Source organism: Flavobacterium humi (genome assembly GCF_004745595.1).
In the GTDB taxonomy this organism is placed as follows: Bacteria; Bacteroidota; Bacteroidia; order Flavobacteriales; family Flavobacteriaceae; genus Flavobacterium; species Flavobacterium humi.
Genome location: NZ_SRLH01000009.1, coordinates 40,104 through 56,512 on the forward strand (window position 1 = coordinate 40,104; position 16,409 = coordinate 56,512).

General features: G+C 38.6%; 19 protein-coding genes and 3 tRNA genes. 12 read left to right on the forward strand and 10 right to left on the reverse strand.

Annotated elements, in window-relative coordinates; all coding sequences use genetic code 11:
- Nucleotides 1-69 precede the first annotated feature (69 nt).
- The gene (locus tag E4635_RS14570; RefSeq protein ID WP_135527440.1) at nt 70-1,056 is read right to left on the reverse strand and encodes an FKBP-type peptidyl-prolyl cis-trans isomerase; all 987 of its coding nucleotides are present in this window, start codon (nt 1,054-1,056) and stop codon (nt 70-72) included.
- A 78-nt stretch (nt 1,057-1,134) separates the two neighbouring features.
- On the opposite strand from E4635_RS14570, the gene E4635_RS14575 reads away from it, so the two are divergent.
- Genes E4635_RS14575 through E4635_RS14585 form a run of 3 tightly spaced genes read left to right on the forward strand, consistent with a single transcriptional unit; the run spans nt 1,135 to nt 2,591 of the window.
- Complete coding sequence (locus tag E4635_RS14575) at nt 1,135-1,521, forward strand: RNA-binding S4 domain-containing protein (RefSeq protein ID WP_135527441.1); 387 nt, start codon at nt 1,135-1,137, stop codon at nt 1,519-1,521.
- Complete coding sequence (locus tag E4635_RS14580) at nt 1,472-2,089, forward strand: methyltransferase domain-containing protein (RefSeq protein ID WP_394345979.1); 618 nt, start codon at nt 1,472-1,474, stop codon at nt 2,087-2,089. Before E4635_RS14575 ends, E4635_RS14580 begins: the two co-directional genes overlap by 50 nt.
- A 4-nt stretch (nt 2,090-2,093) precedes the next feature.
- Nucleotides 2,094-2,591 (forward strand): phosphoribosyltransferase domain-containing protein, encoded by a 498-nt coding sequence (locus E4635_RS14585; RefSeq protein ID WP_135527442.1) that lies wholly within the window; start codon nt 2,094-2,096, stop codon nt 2,589-2,591.
- On the opposite strand, the gene E4635_RS14590 is transcribed toward E4635_RS14585, so the two are convergent.
- On the reverse strand, nt 2,573-3,100 hold the full coding sequence (locus E4635_RS14590) for a shikimate kinase (protein WP_135527443.1): 528 nt from the start codon (nt 3,098-3,100) through the stop codon (nt 2,573-2,575). The genes E4635_RS14585 and E4635_RS14590 overlap by 19 nt on opposite strands.
- Nucleotides 3,101-3,227: 127 nt before the next feature.
- Between E4635_RS14590 and E4635_RS14595 the strand changes: the two genes are divergently transcribed.
- The 7 genes from E4635_RS14595 (at nt 3,228) to E4635_RS14625 (ending at nt 6,759) form a co-directional block, all read left to right on the forward strand.
- Nucleotides 3,228-3,300, forward strand: a tRNA-Lys gene (locus tag E4635_RS14595).
- 35 nt (nt 3,301-3,335) lie between these two features.
- Nucleotides 3,336-3,408 (forward strand) — tRNA-Lys (locus E4635_RS14600).
- A 42-nt stretch (nt 3,409-3,450) separates the two neighbouring features.
- A tRNA-Leu gene (locus E4635_RS14605) sits at nt 3,451-3,533 on the forward strand.
- 354 nt (nt 3,534-3,887) lie between these two features.
- Nucleotides 3,888-4,304, forward strand: a complete 417-nt coding sequence (locus tag E4635_RS14610; protein ID WP_135527444.1) for a hypothetical protein — start codon at nt 3,888-3,890, stop codon at nt 4,302-4,304.
- A 114-nt stretch (nt 4,305-4,418) separates the two neighbouring features.
- On the forward strand, nt 4,419-5,693 hold the full coding sequence (locus tag E4635_RS14615; RefSeq protein WP_135527445.1) for a hypothetical protein: 1,275 nt from the start codon (nt 4,419-4,421) through the stop codon (nt 5,691-5,693).
- An 18-nt stretch (nt 5,694-5,711) separates the two neighbouring features.
- Nucleotides 5,712-6,197 (forward strand): hypothetical protein, encoded by a 486-nt coding sequence (locus E4635_RS14620; RefSeq protein WP_135527446.1) that lies wholly within the window; start codon nt 5,712-5,714, stop codon nt 6,195-6,197.
- Between the two features lie 154 nt (nt 6,198-6,351).
- Complete coding sequence (locus E4635_RS14625; protein ID WP_135527447.1) at nt 6,352-6,759, forward strand: hypothetical protein; 408 nt, start codon at nt 6,352-6,354, stop codon at nt 6,757-6,759.
- Nucleotides 6,760-7,042: 283 nt separating this feature from the next.
- Here E4635_RS14625 and E4635_RS14630 read toward each other — a convergent pair whose 3' ends face one another.
- A complete protein-coding gene (locus tag E4635_RS14630; protein WP_135527448.1) occupies nt 7,043-7,996 on the reverse strand; it encodes a hypothetical protein in 954 nt (317 codons plus the stop codon).
- A 675-nt stretch (nt 7,997-8,671) separates the two neighbouring features.
- On the opposite strand from E4635_RS14630, the gene E4635_RS14635 reads away from it, so the two are divergent.
- Together E4635_RS14635 and E4635_RS14640 are read left to right on the forward strand one after the other, a co-directional pair.
- The gene (locus E4635_RS14635) at nt 8,672-10,249 is read left to right on the forward strand and encodes an ATP-dependent nuclease (protein WP_135527449.1); all 1,578 of its coding nucleotides are present in this window, start codon (nt 8,672-8,674) and stop codon (nt 10,247-10,249) included.
- 224 nt (nt 10,250-10,473) lie between these two features.
- Complete coding sequence (locus E4635_RS14640) at nt 10,474-11,424, forward strand: DUF6438 domain-containing protein (RefSeq protein WP_135527450.1); 951 nt, start codon at nt 10,474-10,476, stop codon at nt 11,422-11,424.
- Nucleotides 11,425-11,690: 266 nt separating this feature from the next.
- Here E4635_RS14640 and msrA read toward each other — a convergent pair whose 3' ends face one another.
- The 7 genes from msrA to E4635_RS14675 all read right to left on the reverse strand — a co-directional run bounded on the left by msrA (nt 11,691) and on the right by E4635_RS14675 (nt 16,407).
- Complete coding sequence (gene msrA, locus E4635_RS14645) at nt 11,691-12,182, reverse strand: peptide-methionine (S)-S-oxide reductase MsrA (RefSeq protein ID WP_135527451.1); 492 nt, start codon at nt 12,180-12,182, stop codon at nt 11,691-11,693.
- Between the two features lie 89 nt (nt 12,183-12,271).
- On the reverse strand, nt 12,272-13,420 hold the full coding sequence (locus tag E4635_RS14650; protein WP_135527452.1) for a DUF3095 family protein: 1,149 nt from the start codon (nt 13,418-13,420) through the stop codon (nt 12,272-12,274).
- 214 nt (nt 13,421-13,634) lie between these two features.
- Entirely contained in the window at nt 13,635-14,150 is a 516-nt protein-coding gene (locus E4635_RS14655; RefSeq protein ID WP_135527453.1) for a hypothetical protein, read from the reverse strand.
- Between the two features lie 177 nt (nt 14,151-14,327).
- The gene (locus E4635_RS14660) at nt 14,328-14,858 is read right to left on the reverse strand and encodes a DUF4252 domain-containing protein (RefSeq protein WP_135527454.1); all 531 of its coding nucleotides are present in this window, start codon (nt 14,856-14,858) and stop codon (nt 14,328-14,330) included.
- A 2-nt stretch (nt 14,859-14,860) separates the two neighbouring features.
- The gene (locus E4635_RS14665; protein WP_135527455.1) at nt 14,861-15,382 is read right to left on the reverse strand and encodes a DUF4252 domain-containing protein; all 522 of its coding nucleotides are present in this window, start codon (nt 15,380-15,382) and stop codon (nt 14,861-14,863) included.
- 79 nt (nt 15,383-15,461) lie between these two features.
- The gene (locus tag E4635_RS14670) at nt 15,462-15,911 is read right to left on the reverse strand and encodes a hypothetical protein (protein ID WP_135527456.1); all 450 of its coding nucleotides are present in this window, start codon (nt 15,909-15,911) and stop codon (nt 15,462-15,464) included.
- A complete protein-coding gene (locus tag E4635_RS14675) occupies nt 15,898-16,407 on the reverse strand; it encodes an RNA polymerase sigma factor (protein ID WP_135527457.1) in 510 nt (169 codons plus the stop codon). The genes E4635_RS14670 and E4635_RS14675 overlap by 14 nt, the downstream gene beginning before the upstream one ends.
- Between the last annotated feature and the right edge of the window lie 2 nt (nt 16,408-16,409).

Below are 16,409 nucleotides of genomic sequence, written 5' to 3' on the forward strand. Positions count from 1 at the left end.
CACTACATAAAGGTCAATAAAAAAACCCGTTCCATATTGAACGGGTTTTTTAATATCTTTTCTAACGCCTTAGTGGCAATTCTTATCCAAATGTTTCCTAGTCCTGGTTGGAGTTAGGTAATCTCCCGAGCAATTAGGAATCCCTTGAGTCTCATCAACCAATGTTGCAGGATTGTCTACCGCTGCGCCATTAAAAGGATAATAATAGGTAAATATTGTTCCAGGAGGATTTGGGTCTGTAATTTGGTGTTTGATCTCAAATTTCGTCGAATACCCGTCGCCGTCATCATCCGTATCCAGATAGTTCGGTTTCCCGTCACCATCGGTGTCATCATCCGTCAGGTCTCCGTTACCGTTAATATCCTCGTATCTTGAATCTATCCTGTCGAAATCATTGTCAACAAAATTTACTTTATTCAATTTGAAGTTGAAAATAAGCGGCGAATAGGCCGGAATAGAACCTTTAGTTACATTATAATAACCAAAAGCAGAAGGCAGGAACATTACACCCGCCCCAAAATCCGAATACGTAATAGAACCGTCCGAATTGGTAGTATGGCTCCCGGCTTTAAAAAGAGGCATAATTTCCTTCCATCCGGTAACCACGCTTGTCAACGGGAACCAAAGAGGCTCCTGGGCATTGTCAAAACTGGTATTATCAAGCAATCTTCCTTTGTAAGAAGTAAAAACCGAATCCACATTCGCAGGGGCATCCGTAAGGCCTTCCCTTAAAGGGATATAATAAATCTTATAATCAACACCGTCCCGTGTGACCATTTTAGTTTTCCCAACAGGGCTTGCACCGGTATAGTAATCTTCCTTTATAGAAGTCAGGTTGGCAGTATTTGGAGTAGGTATTTTTGTAAAATTCACATCATCATTCGCAAGCACATCCATATGATACTGATTCATAAAAGTTTCTATTTTTGATAAATCTATAGGATATTGCTGTGCAAAAGGAGCCGGCGGGTCAATCGTAACTGTGTCATCATCTTTTTTACAGGAAATAAAGAAACTGAAAAACAAAATTGCCGTTACCTTAAGAATTCTAATCATGATTATAGTATTTTTGAACGCGCAAGATACAATTTTGATTTATTTTTGTCCAAACTTTAACTTTGTTTTTTATTTTTTATGCGAATCGATAAGTTCTTATGGTGCGTCCGGTATTACAAAACCAGAAATATGGTAACCGAAGCCTGTAAAAAAAACCATATTACCGTAAATGGCCAGGTAGCCAAGGCTTCCAAGGAAGTTTTTGCGGGAGACAAAATCACTTTCCGAAGAGACCAGATTACCTATATGATATCGGTACTGGATATTCCGGACAACCGTGTTGGGGCAAAACTGGTCGATGTGTACCGCAAAGACGAAACCCCACAGGAATCATTTGCACACCTGGAGCTGCTCAAACTCTCCAAAGAGCATTACCGCAAAACCGGAACCGGGAGGCCTACCAAAAAAGACCGGCGTGACCTGGAAGATTTCGGAACAGACATCCATGAAGATGAAACTGAATAGCCATTATTGGGAAAACCGGTATCTTACCAATGATGCCGCCTGGGATGCCGGAAGCATCACAACTCCTATTAAAGACTATATCGACCAGCTTGAAGGCAAAAACCTTAGCATCCTAATCCCCGGATGTGGCAATGGTTATGAATTTGAGTATTTGATGGAAAAAGGCTTCCCTAACAGTTATGTCCTGGATTATGCCGAAAGCCCGCTGCGCAACCTTAAGGCCCGGAACCCCGGCTGTACTGATGACCGGTTTATACAATCCGATTTCTTTGTGCATGAGGGAACATACGACCTGATCCTGGAACAGACTTTTTTCTGTGCCCTGGATCCTGGATTACGAGCAGCATACGCAAGGAAAATGCACACGCTTCTTGCTCCCGGAGGAAAACTTGCCGGATTGCTCTTTCAATTCCCCTTAACGGAAAAAGGGCCTCCGTTTGGTGGTTCCGAAGCAGAATACCGCAGCCTGTTTTCGGAATACTTCGAAATAAAAACATTGGAACCCGCATATAATTCGATAAAACCCCGCCAGGGAAACGAACTCTTTTTTATCTTTACGAAAAAATAAAACCATGAGCCACAATACCATTTTAAACCATCAGGAAATAGCCTTCAAGATAAAGCGTATCGCCTATCAGATTTATGAAACCTTTATTGATGAGAATGAAATCGTGATTGCCGGCATCCATGGGAACGGAAGCATTTTCGCCCGTAAGATCGCTGCTGTGCTGCAATCCATTTCGCCGCTGGAAGTAATTTTCTGCGATGTGATGATTGATAAAAAAAATCCGCAGGCAGCCATTACGACTTCCATTGACAAAAGCAAGTACGAAGGCAAAGGGATGGTTTTGGTAGATGACGTACTCAATTCCGGTACGATTTTAATTTATGGCGTAAGGCATTTCCTTGACGTTCCATTAACCAAATTCAAAACGGCGGTACTGGTTGACCGAAACCATAAAAAATACCCTATCAAAGCTGATTTTAAAGGTATTTCCCTATCTACCTCCTTGCGGGAACACGTGCAGGTTGTTTTTGATGAAAACGGGGATTACGCGTATTTAGAGTAAATCGCTTCGACTTCTTCCGCAATTGCTGACGGTGTCTTGCCGTCTACCACCACGACATGTTTGCATTGGTTGTAATAAAAACTCCTGTCGAAAAGATGTTTGGCAATGTATTCCGCCAATTCTTCCTCGGACAAATCCTTGAGTAGCGGCCTCCCCGATTTGTTGTCGCTTAAGCGCTCCGTCAAGGTAGCTATAGTTGCTTTGAGGTACACCGAAACCACTCCTTCCGATTGCAGCAACAGATGGTTGTTGGCATAACAAGGTGTCCCTCCGCCCAAACTTAAGACAAAAGATGCTTCAGCATGTATCATTTCGGTGAATATTTCATGCTCTTTTTTTCTAAAAAACACTTCCCCATGTTCCGAAAAAATCTGATTGATACTTTTTGAAAGCCTGTTTTCGATAAGATGGTCCAAATCATAAAACGGAATTTTGGCGTTTTTGGATACCAATTTGCCTATTTCTGTTTTTCCGGACCCCATATAACCCACTAAAATAATTTTATTCATTTATCTAAACCCTTATAAATTAACCCATTGACGACAATTGCAAAAAAAAGGTAAATTTATCATTAATTTGCTTTGCAATGTTAATAATAAGGTATTATATTTGCACCCGCAATAAGGAAATGATTTAGACTTGGTAGCTCAGTTGGTAGAGCACATCACTTTTAATGATGGGGTCCTGGGTTCGAGCCCCAGCCAGGTCACAAAAACAAGATTACGATTTATTTCCTGAAAGCACGACTTGGTAGCTCAGTTGGTAGAGCACATCACTTTTAATGATGGGGTCCTGGGTTCGAGCCCCAGCCAGGTCACAAGAAAAAGTCGAACAGTAATGTTTGGCTTTTTTCATTTACGGCCACGTGGAGAAACGGTAGACTTGCCATCTTGAGGGGGTGGTGCTCGTAAGGGCGTGTGGGTTCAAATCCCACCGTGGTCACGAATAAATACAAATGGGTAAAAAACAATCAAGTTCACTTGAAATTGTTTTTTACCCATTTGTGTTTTCAAAGCGGAGCTTTGTTGGGAAAGACGGAGTCAATCCCACCGTGGTCACAACATTTACATAAAAACCCGCTAATTCAGCGGGTTTTTTGTTGTTTATACTTTATTACACAACATCTTAAATCTTTTCAGATAGGGCAGATTTGCAACTGGTTCAGTTTTCTCACACGGAAATTACTGTATTGAAATTTTATTTATCTTTAGGACTAATAATTAAACAACTGTCACGAAAACCAAGTAGCAGAATACTGTCAGGAATTCATTCCAAGCTTACGCAAAAGAAATCACTATGAAAAAAATAATTCTATTCTTATCAATCATTTTTTTCAGTTGCAAAAATGAGATAGTTTCCTACCCACCTGAAAACCTTGAAATTCTATTCCATGATCAAGGGCGTAATTATCCCATGCGTTTAGGATGTGGTTGGGTTAAAAATCCTGATTCAATCAATAAGGATTACAAATATTTAAGAGTTTACGATAAAGCTTCTGTTGATAAATTTTTAAAGCTTTACAGAAAGTATAAAATTGATACAACCAATTTTGGAGCAGATGTTCGCATCCATATTTTAGTACATCAAGGAATAATGACCGATACTCTTTGTTTAGGAGAACATTTTGGGGTGATTAAAAACGGACAATCTATGAAAGATTCGAAAGAGCTGCTCAACTTTATAAAATTGAGAGTTGAATATGATAAGAAATAAAGCTATAACAACCATTTGACACAATAACGGATTTGCCTATCCAGAAAACAATCAATCCGTTGGCTCTACTACTAAATTGATTAATTCAATACATAAAAAACTTCATAACTATTTATGAAACAATATCCCTTCCTAATTCTCCTAATCGTTTTGTTATCCATACACTCTTATGGACAAAACGATACCACACCCGGGCATTCCATCGGTAAAGTATCGGTAGCTGGCGATTTAATCGTGGTCGAGCTGGACAGCGCAGCACTCGGGCAACCGAAGCTGTTTGATCTCGCTGGCCGCACGTTGCGGTTTAGCCCGGCCAAATCCGGTTACCGTGTGACGAATCAGGTTTTACACTGGGAGACCAATTACGGTGAGGCACTCACAGGCACTAACGTCAATCTCCAACGGTTCCAGTTTCCGTTTTCAGGAAAAAGATGGCATTCCTTTTCCGTAGGAATGGCAGGATCCATTCGATTCGGTCCACCAAAGAATGTTAGTGATGTTGATGCGTACGGCCGCCCTGACGGTGGAATTGCTGCCGCCATAGGACGGTTTGACCAACTCGCTGACGTAGCCTCCAAACTGGGTGAATACGCACCAGCCATCTGCGTATTCCTGAAGCCCAGGATGTCCGGCCCGCAATATGTGCGTGAGCTGGCTGACCGCGTTGTCATAACCTGGGAGCTTACCGAACCGTTCGGAAGCTTTTTGGATTATTCCTGGCTCCCAACGTCCAATCTGTTCCAGGCGGTCCTGCATCGCGACGGCTCCATCGAAATGTCGTACAAAACCATGGCAGCGAAAGACGGCATCGTAGGGATTTACCCAATCTTACCGGCGGCCAAAAGTGCTCCATCCCTTGACCTGTCCAGCCTGAGCCCGAAGAGCGGTGCTTTCGCCGCATTATATGAGTCGTTCCATTACCAGCGGCCGCCCCGACCGGAGGATCTTTCCTGCACGGTCATTCAGGCGTTGGGTGACAAATTTGATTTCCTTGCCTACTATTCGGATTTCCGCTTCGACAGCCAGGAGGCCAGCAGCCCAAGCGATGGGCCTATAGGAGGCAACGTAACCGGGATCGGGGATAGCAAACACGATCAAACGAAACCGGTGTTGGAAAGCCGCTGCACGAACGGACGATTCCAGCTCGGCCTGTTTCAGCCCATCTTTGCCGGTGCGAACCAAATGCAAGAATACCCGCCCGACAATGCGCCAAGCGAAAACCCAAAAAATATCGCATTCTATACCCGTCAGCTCCAGCAGGCGGCACCCGGCGGGAAACCACGGCCGTACAATTATGCCATCGGGCACCTCGGCCACGAAATCAGTCACCGCTGGTCTGCGTATGTTACCGCCCGCGTAAATGGCCAGACCATCCCGCTCGGAACCTAGCCTCATTGGAATCCCGGATTGGAAACACACGTGGCGCATCCCTATTCGCTACCTCTGGAGGCTTCCACCCAAGGAGGAAGTGTATGGCAAGACAATCTTGACGGTACGTTCACCCAATTGCGCGATGGTTTATTCGTACCCGCCTCGGGGTACTCCTATCTCGATCTTTATTTGATGGGATTGATCGCCGCCGCTGAAGTGCCTGACTTCTACATTGTGAGGCCGCTTACACGGATTGGTACGGATGCCAACGGACACCCGGTCTTCAAAGGTGAACGAATAAAGATTACAATTCAGGATATTATCGCCGCGGAGGGCCCGCGCTTACCTGACGTTACTCATTCCCAACGGCATTTCAACACCGGGATCGTGGTGGTCGTGGAGCACGGGCAAAAGCCAAGTGCGGAACTCATCAGCCGGGCAAATGGCATCCGGAAGCAATGGATTGAGTATTGGGAGATTACGACGGGAGGCCGTTCGTCGATGACAGTTGATGTGAAGTGATGAAGTGGGGTTTACAATCTTTTTCATAACTTCGTTTTAATAAACAAGCCGACCGTATTGAGTCCCAAAGTCGGCAACTGATACGTAATTAAGGAATATTATGGATCAGTAATTAGCCAAAATATAAAAGAAAATAACTTTTAAATATCACAATATGAAAAAGATTATACTCTTATCAATTCTTACACTAACTACAACAGATGTTTTTGCACAAGATCCATCAAAAAAAGATAGTTCAAATTATAATATAGAAAGAAAACAAAGGGACACATCCGATGTTTATGAACTTTTTCCGACGCAAAATATCTGGACATTCATTAAATTGAATACTCGGAATGGAAAAATGTGGCAAGTTCAATTCAGCGTAAAAGATATCGGAATTGTAATTGACTTAAATTCAATTGCTCTTGTGTCAAATGGAATGGAAGTAAATGGTAGATTCACATTATATCCAACCGAAAATATTTGGACTTTCATATTACTTGACCAAATTAGCGGAGATACATGGCAAGTTCAATGGTCAAATGAAGATGGCAACAGAGGGATTATCAACATAAAATAAATGAGTTGTTTAACCTGATAGGGTGGATTTGCACTCGAGGCTTTAGCCGAACAGACGAAGTAATCTGTGCACAATCCAATTATAAAATATCTGATAACCTCTTTATCTGTTAAAAAACTAACTACAAATTTTTACAATTGCAGCTTCTTATTCTCTTTGTGGACACGGATTACACCCGAGGCTTTAGCCGAACAGACGAAGTAAATCCGCGCTATTGTGTTAATTCTAATCCCTCTTCCCAGAATTTTTTCAATGATTTTAAATTTTTCATATGATAATTAATTTAAAGTTTCTTTTTCTTATAAAACTCAGGAAAAAGGATGCGATCTTTCCATTGTTCATATCTAAACGCATTTAGGCCTATTTCCTTCCTCAATTTATTCATGTTTTCGGGATATTTCACCTGTTTTTGCTGTATCATGCCATAAACCGATTTATTTTTTTCTAAATAAGTTCTATCCACTATAATGGCATATTCCTCAGGAGATAATTTACCATGGATCATTAATTTGTATAAATCCTTTAAGTACCGCTTTTTGAAGTTATATTCCTGATGCATCATTAATATCATAAATTGAACCGGCTTATCCCCAAATGTTCCCATTTTTCCAATTACCTGATAATTGGGATAGCCATATTTTTTAAAAATGTCAACTATCATTTTTTTATGCCTACTGTCTACCGTTTTCATTTTATTTGTGTCGAGCGGATATCTTCGGACTTCTTGATCATCAATTGACATTTTTAAAATTGTTTTTCGTAGGACCGAGTCGAATTGTGAAAGATAAGCCTGTCTTAATTGTTGTTTTTCTTCTTTAGTAAAAGGATTGTTTGCATATACTATTTCATAAATACTATCATTTTTAGGATGATTAAATCCAATGCCACCAAATTTTAAATAGCCTTTCTTTATTTTTTCTTTAAAATTATCCATATGTCCAGTCAAAGCTGAACAGGTAATATAAGTGGAATATTCATTCACATTTTCCAATTGCAAAGGCTCATATATCTTGAACAGACTATCTAAAATAGTATAACTCCTTTCGTAATTTTCAGTTAGGAATAAGCTGTCTGCTTCGTATACCTTTTGATAATAAGGAATATAATTAACCTTTGCAGCAATTGAGTTATTGTTATCAAGTTTAGATGTTTTACATGAAGTAAGAGAAATAATAAAAAGAAATACTATTAATAATGGAAAGCTGTTTCTCTTTGGAGTGTTGATGTTTGTTTTCAAGGTAATCTTAATTTTTCGCATCACAAACTTAGTACTATTTTATTTACAAAACGAGTTAACTCTTTTTTATATTGTATAGATTTAATTTGTTTTTTTATAGAGTTGCAGTTTTCAAAAGAACAAATTTTTTGTCAGAAAAAATCAAGTATTTATACGTAAAATTAAAAGGCAATTTCAACTTACATTGCAATGATTTTTAAGAGTGTTGCAATGTAAGTTGCAACTAAATTAGAAACTAGTTGCACTGTATTATTGATTACTCTAAAACAATAATAAAACAATGTGATTTGAGTATAGGAAGATAATAAACACAGGTTGCATCTGGTTTGCAACCAAAATGCAACTCAGCAACAACTTGATTATTAAAATTAATTTAGATTGATATCCTATAAAATAAACATTAGCAGAATTCTCAAGCTAATCGTTCATTTCTATTATAAACCAATTTGATTGTTGACTAGGAATCAAAATGATTTAAAAAAAATTATTACTTTAAAAGAAATCGAAATAGATTTTCTTAATATGATAAGGAGTACAAAAGAAAAGATCTATAACAAGTAAGGGACATAAGGAGTTTAAGCCTTTTTTTTTCGAAAAGTTAAAAAACAGTTGCATATTTTTATAAGTTACCGACAACCATATAGAACATCGATCTTAAAATCAAAATAGAATTATATGTTAAATCTGCAGAATATACAGGACGCTAAAAAAAGACTTCTTCGATATGACACCGCGACTTTCGGAAATACTGGTGATAGTTTTAGACTTTTTTTGAATAAAATCAAAGTAAATGATTTTAGACATATAACAAATTTAGAGATCTCATTTGATCATTCTGTTACTATAATATCCGGAACAAATAAAATCGGAAAAACTAGCTTATTACTTCTTATTGCATGTAGTCATGAAAATTTTTTTAAATACGATTCTACAAAACCAGACACCGTATTTAGGCAACATATTTGGCGGGATGTAATTAACTTTACAGCTCATGAATCAGCTGCAAGAAACTATTCATACGAACTATTTTGGAGAATAGCTGGAAATCATAGAACTGGAGAAGGTAAGCGAGCAGCAGGAACTGGTTCATGGACAGGTTTAGCTAAATCTAGCATTGCAGTTCCACGAATTAACGCAAAAATCCAAGATAGACATGTCAGAATTATTGATTTAGAAAGATTAGTTCCTGCACGAAATTTTTCAAATAGTTTGATGAGAAAAATAACTGGAGCTCCTGTTCGATTACATGAAGATATTGAACAAGCCTTTAATTATATTTTTGAACTTGCTGTTCCTGTGGAAATTCACAGTATTGGTTCACATATATATAAAACAGCGTATTTGATAACCACTCCAAATGCTGGAGGAAATGAATCTTATTCAAGTTATAATGCTGCCTCAGGAGAAGAATCTCTATTAAATATATTAGTTGACATTTTTGAAGCTCCAATAGATTCTCTTATAATGATTGACGAGTTAGAAGCTGGCATCCATCCTAATATACAAAGACGATTAGCCGATGTTATTCAATACATTTCATGGCATCATAGAAAACAATTTTTGATCACAACACATTCGCCTTCTTTACTCGCTGCATTTCCACAAAAATCAAGAAAATTTATTGAAAAAAAACATAATGGAAATTACAACGTAATTTCATCCATTTCAGTGAATGCAGCATTCTCTAAAATGGATTCACAGGCATATCCTTTAGTTCACTTGTATTGTGAAGATACTGAAGCAAAATTTATAATACAAAGTATATTAACAAAAATAAATACTACAAGAAAACACTTTGATAGATTAGTAAATGTTATAATTTCAGGCCCAATAAATCAGGTTCGAAACGACTATGAAACACATGAGAGAATTTATCCTCAAATGAAAATCAAAACCGGTTACTGTTGCGTATTTGATGGTGATTATAAAAATGACCCACAATATTCATTTTATCATGAACATCCAACTAAGCATTCTTTTTTTCTTTATCCTTATATTGCTCCCGAAAAATTTTTAGTAAAAGCATATTTAGATGCTAATCCAAATGTCTCATTGCAAACAGCTCTTAATTATTCAGATCATCACTCATTGTTTCATGAAATGGTAAATTTAGGTCTGGCTCCAGACGAAAGTCAAGCTAGAAATTTATGTTGGCAATCTTTTATTTTAACTCCAGAATATCGAAAACTGGAATCCGATTTAATCCGATTTTTACTAAAAACTATTTCTCATTTTTCATTACAAAGCGATTAAATGGTAGCCTGTAACAGCGGTTTTGTGAAATGGCGGGATTGGTGTATATTTGGAAGAACCAGCGCTTGCACTTCTCTCCTATTTTTCAACTTTTTTCTTTCAAACTTTTCGGTATATTTGTAATCATCAGTAACAAAAAATCCGTCACTTCACAAAGCGGAAAGAAATATCCTCCATAAATAGTACATATATAATCGTTATCTGCAATGCCTAAAAACCCTACGATGAAAAATATATTTTTTTTATTGCCAATTCTATTTTCGCTTATTTCATGTAAGGAACAAAATCAGAAGCATATCATTACAAAAACAAAAATTGATAGCTTAAAGACTACTATTGACGTCGAAAGATTTATTACTTCTATTGACACTAGTATTAAAAACTTTAAAATTCAAAAAATAAGTGACTTTAAAGATCGATATTCAAAATCAGACTTCTGCAAATCAAAAGCTGATTCTTTAAAAATAGACAAAAGTTTCTATACGGCCGACTTTGATAATAATGGCTACACTGATTTATTGACAATAATGGATTATTATGATTTTACTGTCCTTGTAATTTATGGCAATGCAAACCATAATTTTAAAATCAAACCCCTAACCAGGCGTGCATTCCAAGATTGTGTTTTTCCAAAAATCATAGAGATTGACGGAATTGCAGCAATAGATCTTTATCATGAGAATCATGATTGGGGAAATAAATCTAAAAATCAGTTGGTGAAAAACACTTTAGTGTATCAATATGGTGATTTTGTAGAATATAATCCTGAGATTACAAAACACGTAATTAAAAAAATAGAATTTAAAACCACTGGTTGCTTTGGAACATGTCCGGTTTTCAATTTAGTGATTGATCAAAACCGGGCTGCAAAATTTGATGCTCAAATGTATAATCGTCAAAAGGAAAATGTTAAGGAAATAAAAGGTGAATTTTCAACTGAAATTAAAGAAAAAGAATTCAACGAAATTGTAGATTTATTGAACTATATTGATTTTCCAAATCTTAAAAATGAATATTCAGTTCCTTGGACAGATGACCAAAGCTGTACTTTAAAAATCACTTATGACAATGGTTCAACAAAAACCATATATGATTACGGCATGATTGGAACGTATGGATTGGATAGAATTTATGGAATGTTGTATTCATTAAGGTTTAACCAAAGTTGGAAGTAATACCAAATAACCGATAGCGCGGATTTAATTAATTGCGAAAACAGATAATTTTTCACAACCAAAAAAACCCTCCCAACAAAAACAATCTGTGGCAAAATTTCTTCAAAAAAATATTTTGCCACAACTTCTGTGGCAATTTTTTCAAATCAAAATATTTTGCCACAAAAGTTGTGGCAATTTTTATCAATCGATTTTTTTTGCCACAACTTTTGTTGCAAATTATTTAAAATTATTTTTTTGCAACAAAAAAACCCGATAGCATCCTCTTAAAGAAAGGTGCCAAATCGTTCGAAATGACAGGTATAGCCATTAGGTTTTTTTACGAGGTAATCCTGGTGGTACTCTTCAGCGGGCCAAAACTTCCGGAATGGCTCGAGGGTAGTAACCACTCTGCCTGCCCAGCGTTTTGAATCCTCTACTATTTTTATTATTTCCATGGCATCGCGGCTTTCCTGCTCGTTTTGGATAAACAACGCCGAGCGGTAACTGCTTCCCATGTCATTTCCTTGTTGGTCCAGGGTTGTCGGGTCATGTACCCTGAAAAAATAATCTAACAATTCTTTATATGATGTTGCATTGGCATCATAAAGTATCTCAATACCTTCTGCATGTCCCGGATGGTTTTCATAAGTAGGGCTTTCATTTTGCCCTCCTAGGTATCCAACGGTGGTATCTTTTACTCCTGGGCGTACACGAAAAAGATCTTCCATACCCCAGAAACAACCACCCGCCAGGTATGCTTTTTTTAAATTTTCCATATTCTTTTTGATTTATGTAATAGTAACTGCATTTATAATTTTGTCCTCGAAACGAATTAATTTTCGAAATCCTTTAACGGCCTTCACAATCATGATAGCTTTTTCTTGAACATTTGAGCAGCTTTTGTATAACCTCCGTCTGCACCATCTACAAAATGGATATGGTCATCCTCAATATTCCGGACATAACAGGACATAACAGATGCCGTGCTGATATGGATGCCGTAAATGATTTTATTTTCAGCTTCCATTTCATCCAATAATTTTACAAGCTTAAGCCTTTGGCCCGCAGTTCCGGATATGACTGTATTTATCTTGCCGTCCAGAATCAAGGTATCGGACATTTCCACAAGGCTGTTTAAGTATCTTTTGCCATTTTTGGTATTAAAATAAAAACGGATATAGCCACAGGTAATCCATGCTTTAATAAGCGCAACGAGTTTTATTCCTCCCTCACGAATCCTCATTTCCGTACCCAATCGCTTGAAAGTCGTATGGAATCTAAGTTTAGCAACCGATATTGCCCTCCTGGCCTCCGCATCTCCATAAACCTCATCTATTTTTTGAAGGATGGCACTATAAACTGCCGCCTGTTCTGGGCTTTGTTTTGCGTTTACAAGCAAGGTAACGATCTCTTCCCCTTTTTTAGGTGCCTCAATAGTGTCCCAGCGGCATAACATCCCTTTTAAGTTAGGCTGTTGGTTGCTTTCTCCTGCGGAAGGCTGCCTAAAACCAGCAGACTTAACAACACGTTCAGCATAGGCCAGCCCATTGCCCAGGATTACAGGTAATGTCAATCGGGTTGAACCGCTAAATTTAGCGACGGTAATCTGATGCCCCTCTTTATAGATGTCTTCCACCGGAACAGTCCCGATGCGCAGGTTCAAATTAAAATTTCCCAAAATATTGGCACTATATACATCCAGTGCCTCTATTGATTTATGGACTACGCATGAGGGCACTATGAAAGTTGCGCCATCGCCTCCAAAGAAAAACGGGACATGGATATTTAATTCAAAAGCAATATTCAGTACTACAACAATGCTGCCTGTGGCAATAAAATTAATGTCATGGTGGCGTCCGTTGAGCACAGCCTCGGTAGAGTTGGTAATATCCGTTATAATGACATGCCAGTCTTTAGGGATATTCCTAAAAGCATCCTGATGTAACAATAAGGCACTAAGCGTGGTTTTAGTACTCTCCAAATTGGAATAAAATTGATCGTCACCAGTTGTCATCCGGGAAAATTTAAATTAGAAGTTGTAAAAGACAGATAAAAACACCCATAGTTCCAGCAAGGGAATGGCTATTTGTAAATTTACTAAACTTTTGTCCGATTAAAGCATTTTTCGTTGCATTTTCAGATAAGAGGCAAGAAGCACGAACTTACCCGATAGCGGGATTCTTGTTTCTTTTTTCTTTTTTCTTTTTTCTTTTTTACGAACAATGAAATTACAGCTCGTTATCCTTTAAATCTTTGGCCAAACTGGCGATTTTCAATTTTTTATTCCGGAGTAAGTAGGCAACATCCGATGCGTTATCAATCATCAGCTGGCGGTTGTAATAATTAATGTGTTCCAAAACCCCGAAAGCATTGGCTAAAATTCCCCAGAAAATCAAATTGCCCGGTACAACCTGCCAGTCGTTCCCGTATATCTGGATGCCGAAGATGATTGGGATCAGGGCTATGAGTACCAGGTTCAGTTTTTTGGAATTCCTAAAGACAGCCAAATTCTTTTCCTGATCGAAATCTTTGTCAAGGAGCCGGTACAGCTTCAATTTCCAGTAATGCTGCCCTTGCATCAATATGACGATACACAGCAAAAGCCCGTACAACAGGAAAAATACATCTGCAAAGGGGTTTTTATACGCGGCATAGGCCAGCATGAGCGGGAAGGTCACAAACGCGTGGAGCCGTTCCATCGGGTAATAGCCTTTGAGCCTTTTGATCAGTTTTTGTTTGGTCATCGGATGTTTTTGGGTTGAACCTGGCGCGCTCTTTTTTAAGGAAAGAGCTCTTCCCAAATATATCAATTTAAGAGAAGGTGTACAACTGCAAATTTTTTCTTCCGGCAATTTTTCGCATAAAAAAACCCTTCCGGAATCCGAAAGGGCATTTTCACTTTATAACTAACGCTTGTTTTTTTATTTGAGTAAATCCTGTAATGGTTTGAGCTGTTCCATATTGACATCGGCTTTTTGAAGCACGCTCATCATTTCCATGATATAGGTCGGGTTCATGTCTTTCCCGATGACACGTACCACCGCAAAACCGTTTTCCTCTTTGTTACCGAAGATCACGAATTCCTCGATGTGTTCGTCTTCGCCTACAAAACTGATCTGGGCGCCGCCTTTCCCAGAACCGAATTTCATCAGCTGCTGGTACTTTTTATCTTTTAAGATAGCCGTTACCTTCTCTTTCTCGGTTTGGAATTCCGCCTTGTTCTTATCGTTTACCTTAAAGCCCAGGATGTTGATCTTTTGGAAAGAGGCCAGTGCTTCTTTTTGGGAAACCGTCAGCTTGTCTTCTTTGATGTTCAGCATTTTAGGTGTTAGGTCGAGTGCGATAAAATCTTTGTTTTCGGTATTTTCGACAAAATATTTCTGTAAGCTCGGTTTTTGGTCACAGCTTGTAAACAATACCGCCGCTATTGCAATGTATAGGAAACGTTTCATGGTTACTTGGATACTTTTTTAAGTTCGTTGCCGCCAGGAAGTTTCATTTTTTCGGTCAGGGCCGAGATTTCATCCAAATCGAAATTCCCCGTCAAGGAAAGCAATACGGTTTCGTTTGCCTTTCCAGTACCTTCGATAAACATCAGCAGTTCCTTAACCTGGCTGCTTGAAGCGCCGGATTTCACGTATATCTTAACGTTTTTGCCTCCGTCATTGATTCGCATTAACTCTTCTAACGGATTTGATTTCAAGTAACTAAGCACTGTAGCTTTCATTTCGGAAGCCGGTTTGGAATTGTTAGTGGTAAACACCCTTAGGTTGTCGAGTTTCTTAAGCAGGTTCATGTAGGTTTGCGTGTCCTTATCGGTAGCATCCATTTTTACCTTGCTCATCAATTCGAACATTTTCTTGTTTACAATTACCGTGGTAACGTTCGGATCGCCGTCAAACTTGTCAAATGTGGTTTGGGCCTGGCTGAAAAACGGCAATAAGATAAATACAGTTAAAATGATTATTCGTTTCATGATTGTTGATTTTTTAAGATTAAATTTAATTTGTCCGGCTTCCTTTTCTTTTTAAAGAAGCCCGGTACCGCTTTGCGTCTTATCTTTTAAAGACTTTATCCTTGGCGGTATCGTATTCCTGGATATACTGTACACTTTCCATGCCAATGTTTACGTTCGATGATAACAATGCCAAAGCTTTTTGGGTTTCCCGTAAGGCTTTTTCAGGATCGTCATAAGTCCCAAGTTCTTCCTGGGTCACGGCCTGATTGGTATTGTTTACAAAAAAAGCAATCATTCCCAGCAGGAACACAGCTGATGCGGCAATAGACAACCACTGGACTTTTCGTTTTGTAGTGTGTTGTGGAATCTCCTGCACGAATTCCTGTTTCCCTGCTTCGGTAAAGTAACCAAACATTGCCCTGTACTGCTCTAAATGTGGCGCCACATCCGGAGATGAAAAGTAGCTGCGCAACTCCTTTTCTTCGGCAATCGAGGTTTCTCCCTGAAAGTATTTTTCAATTAGTATATCCATTTTATCCAATTCCATAATTATGGGTATTTGTCATTTTTTCTCTTATCGTTTTCCTGGCCCTGGAAAGAGCCACTCGTATTGCGGTTTCGTTCATGTCCAGTATTTCGGCAATTTCCGCAAATTCATATTGTTCGATATCCCGCATCTGGATGATCAGTTTTTGCTGTTCGGGCAAATCGTTGATCCATCTTTCGACCCAATGCCAGGAATCATTGTCTTCCACTTTTTGCTGCAGCCCGGCGTCTTTTTCAGCATAATTGTTGTGGACGATCTGCAAATTCGAAGCCCTTTTCGATTTTAGCTGGTCCAGGCAATAATTTTTGGTTATCGTCATGGCATAGGCTTCAAGGCTCCCGAATTTTTCCAGCACATCGTTTTTATTCCAAAGCTTTACCAACACTTCCTGAGTGGCGTCTTCCGCTTCCTCAGTACTTACCAGCAACCTTTTGGCCAACCTGAATACTTTGTCCTTAAATGGTTTTATAGTGTTTACAAATTCTATTTGGTTCATTG

Bases quoted from the DNA above. Each gene is read 5' to 3' on its own strand.
- E4635_RS14640 (WP_135527450.1), top strand. From the start codon at position 10,474: ATGAAAAATATATTTTTTTTATTGCCAATTCTATTTTCGCTTATTTCA.
- E4635_RS14570 (WP_135527440.1), bottom strand. From the start codon at position 1,056: ATGATTAGAATTCTTAAGGTAACGGCAATTTTGTTTTTCAGTTTCTTT.
- E4635_RS14590 (WP_135527443.1), bottom strand. From the start codon at position 3,100: ATGAATAAAATTATTTTAGTGGGTTATATGGGGTCCGGAAAAACAGAA.
- E4635_RS14655 (WP_135527453.1), bottom strand. From the start codon at position 14,150: ATGACCAAACAAAAACTGATCAAAAGGCTCAAAGGCTATTACCCGATG.
- E4635_RS14660 (WP_135527454.1), bottom strand. From the start codon at position 14,858: ATGAAACGTTTCCTATACATTGCAATAGCGGCGGTATTGTTTACAAGC.
- E4635_RS14635 (WP_135527449.1), top strand. From the start codon at position 8,672: ATGTTAAATCTGCAGAATATACAGGACGCTAAAAAAAGACTTCTTCGA.
- E4635_RS14615 (WP_135527445.1), top strand. From the start codon at position 4,419: ATGAAACAATATCCCTTCCTAATTCTCCTAATCGTTTTGTTATCCATA.
- E4635_RS14625 (WP_135527447.1), top strand. From the start codon at position 6,352: ATGAAAAAGATTATACTCTTATCAATTCTTACACTAACTACAACAGAT.
- msrA (WP_135527451.1), bottom strand. From the start codon at position 12,182: ATGGAAAATTTAAAAAAAGCATACCTGGCGGGTGGTTGTTTCTGGGGT.
- E4635_RS14675 (WP_135527457.1), bottom strand. From the start codon at position 16,407: ATGAACCAAATAGAATTTGTAAACACTATAAAACCATTTAAGGACAAA.
- E4635_RS14575 (WP_135527441.1), top strand. From the start codon at position 1,135: ATGCGAATCGATAAGTTCTTATGGTGCGTCCGGTATTACAAAACCAGA.
- E4635_RS14585 (WP_135527442.1), top strand. From the start codon at position 2,094: ATGAGCCACAATACCATTTTAAACCATCAGGAAATAGCCTTCAAGATA.
- E4635_RS14665 (WP_135527455.1), bottom strand. From the start codon at position 15,382: ATGAAACGAATAATCATTTTAACTGTATTTATCTTATTGCCGTTTTTC.
- E4635_RS14650 (WP_135527452.1), bottom strand. From the start codon at position 13,420: ATGACAACTGGTGACGATCAATTTTATTCCAATTTGGAGAGTACTAAA.
- E4635_RS14670 (WP_135527456.1), bottom strand. From the start codon at position 15,911: ATGGAATTGGATAAAATGGATATACTAATTGAAAAATACTTTCAGGGA.
- E4635_RS14610 (WP_135527444.1), top strand. From the start codon at position 3,888: ATGAAAAAAATAATTCTATTCTTATCAATCATTTTTTTCAGTTGCAAA.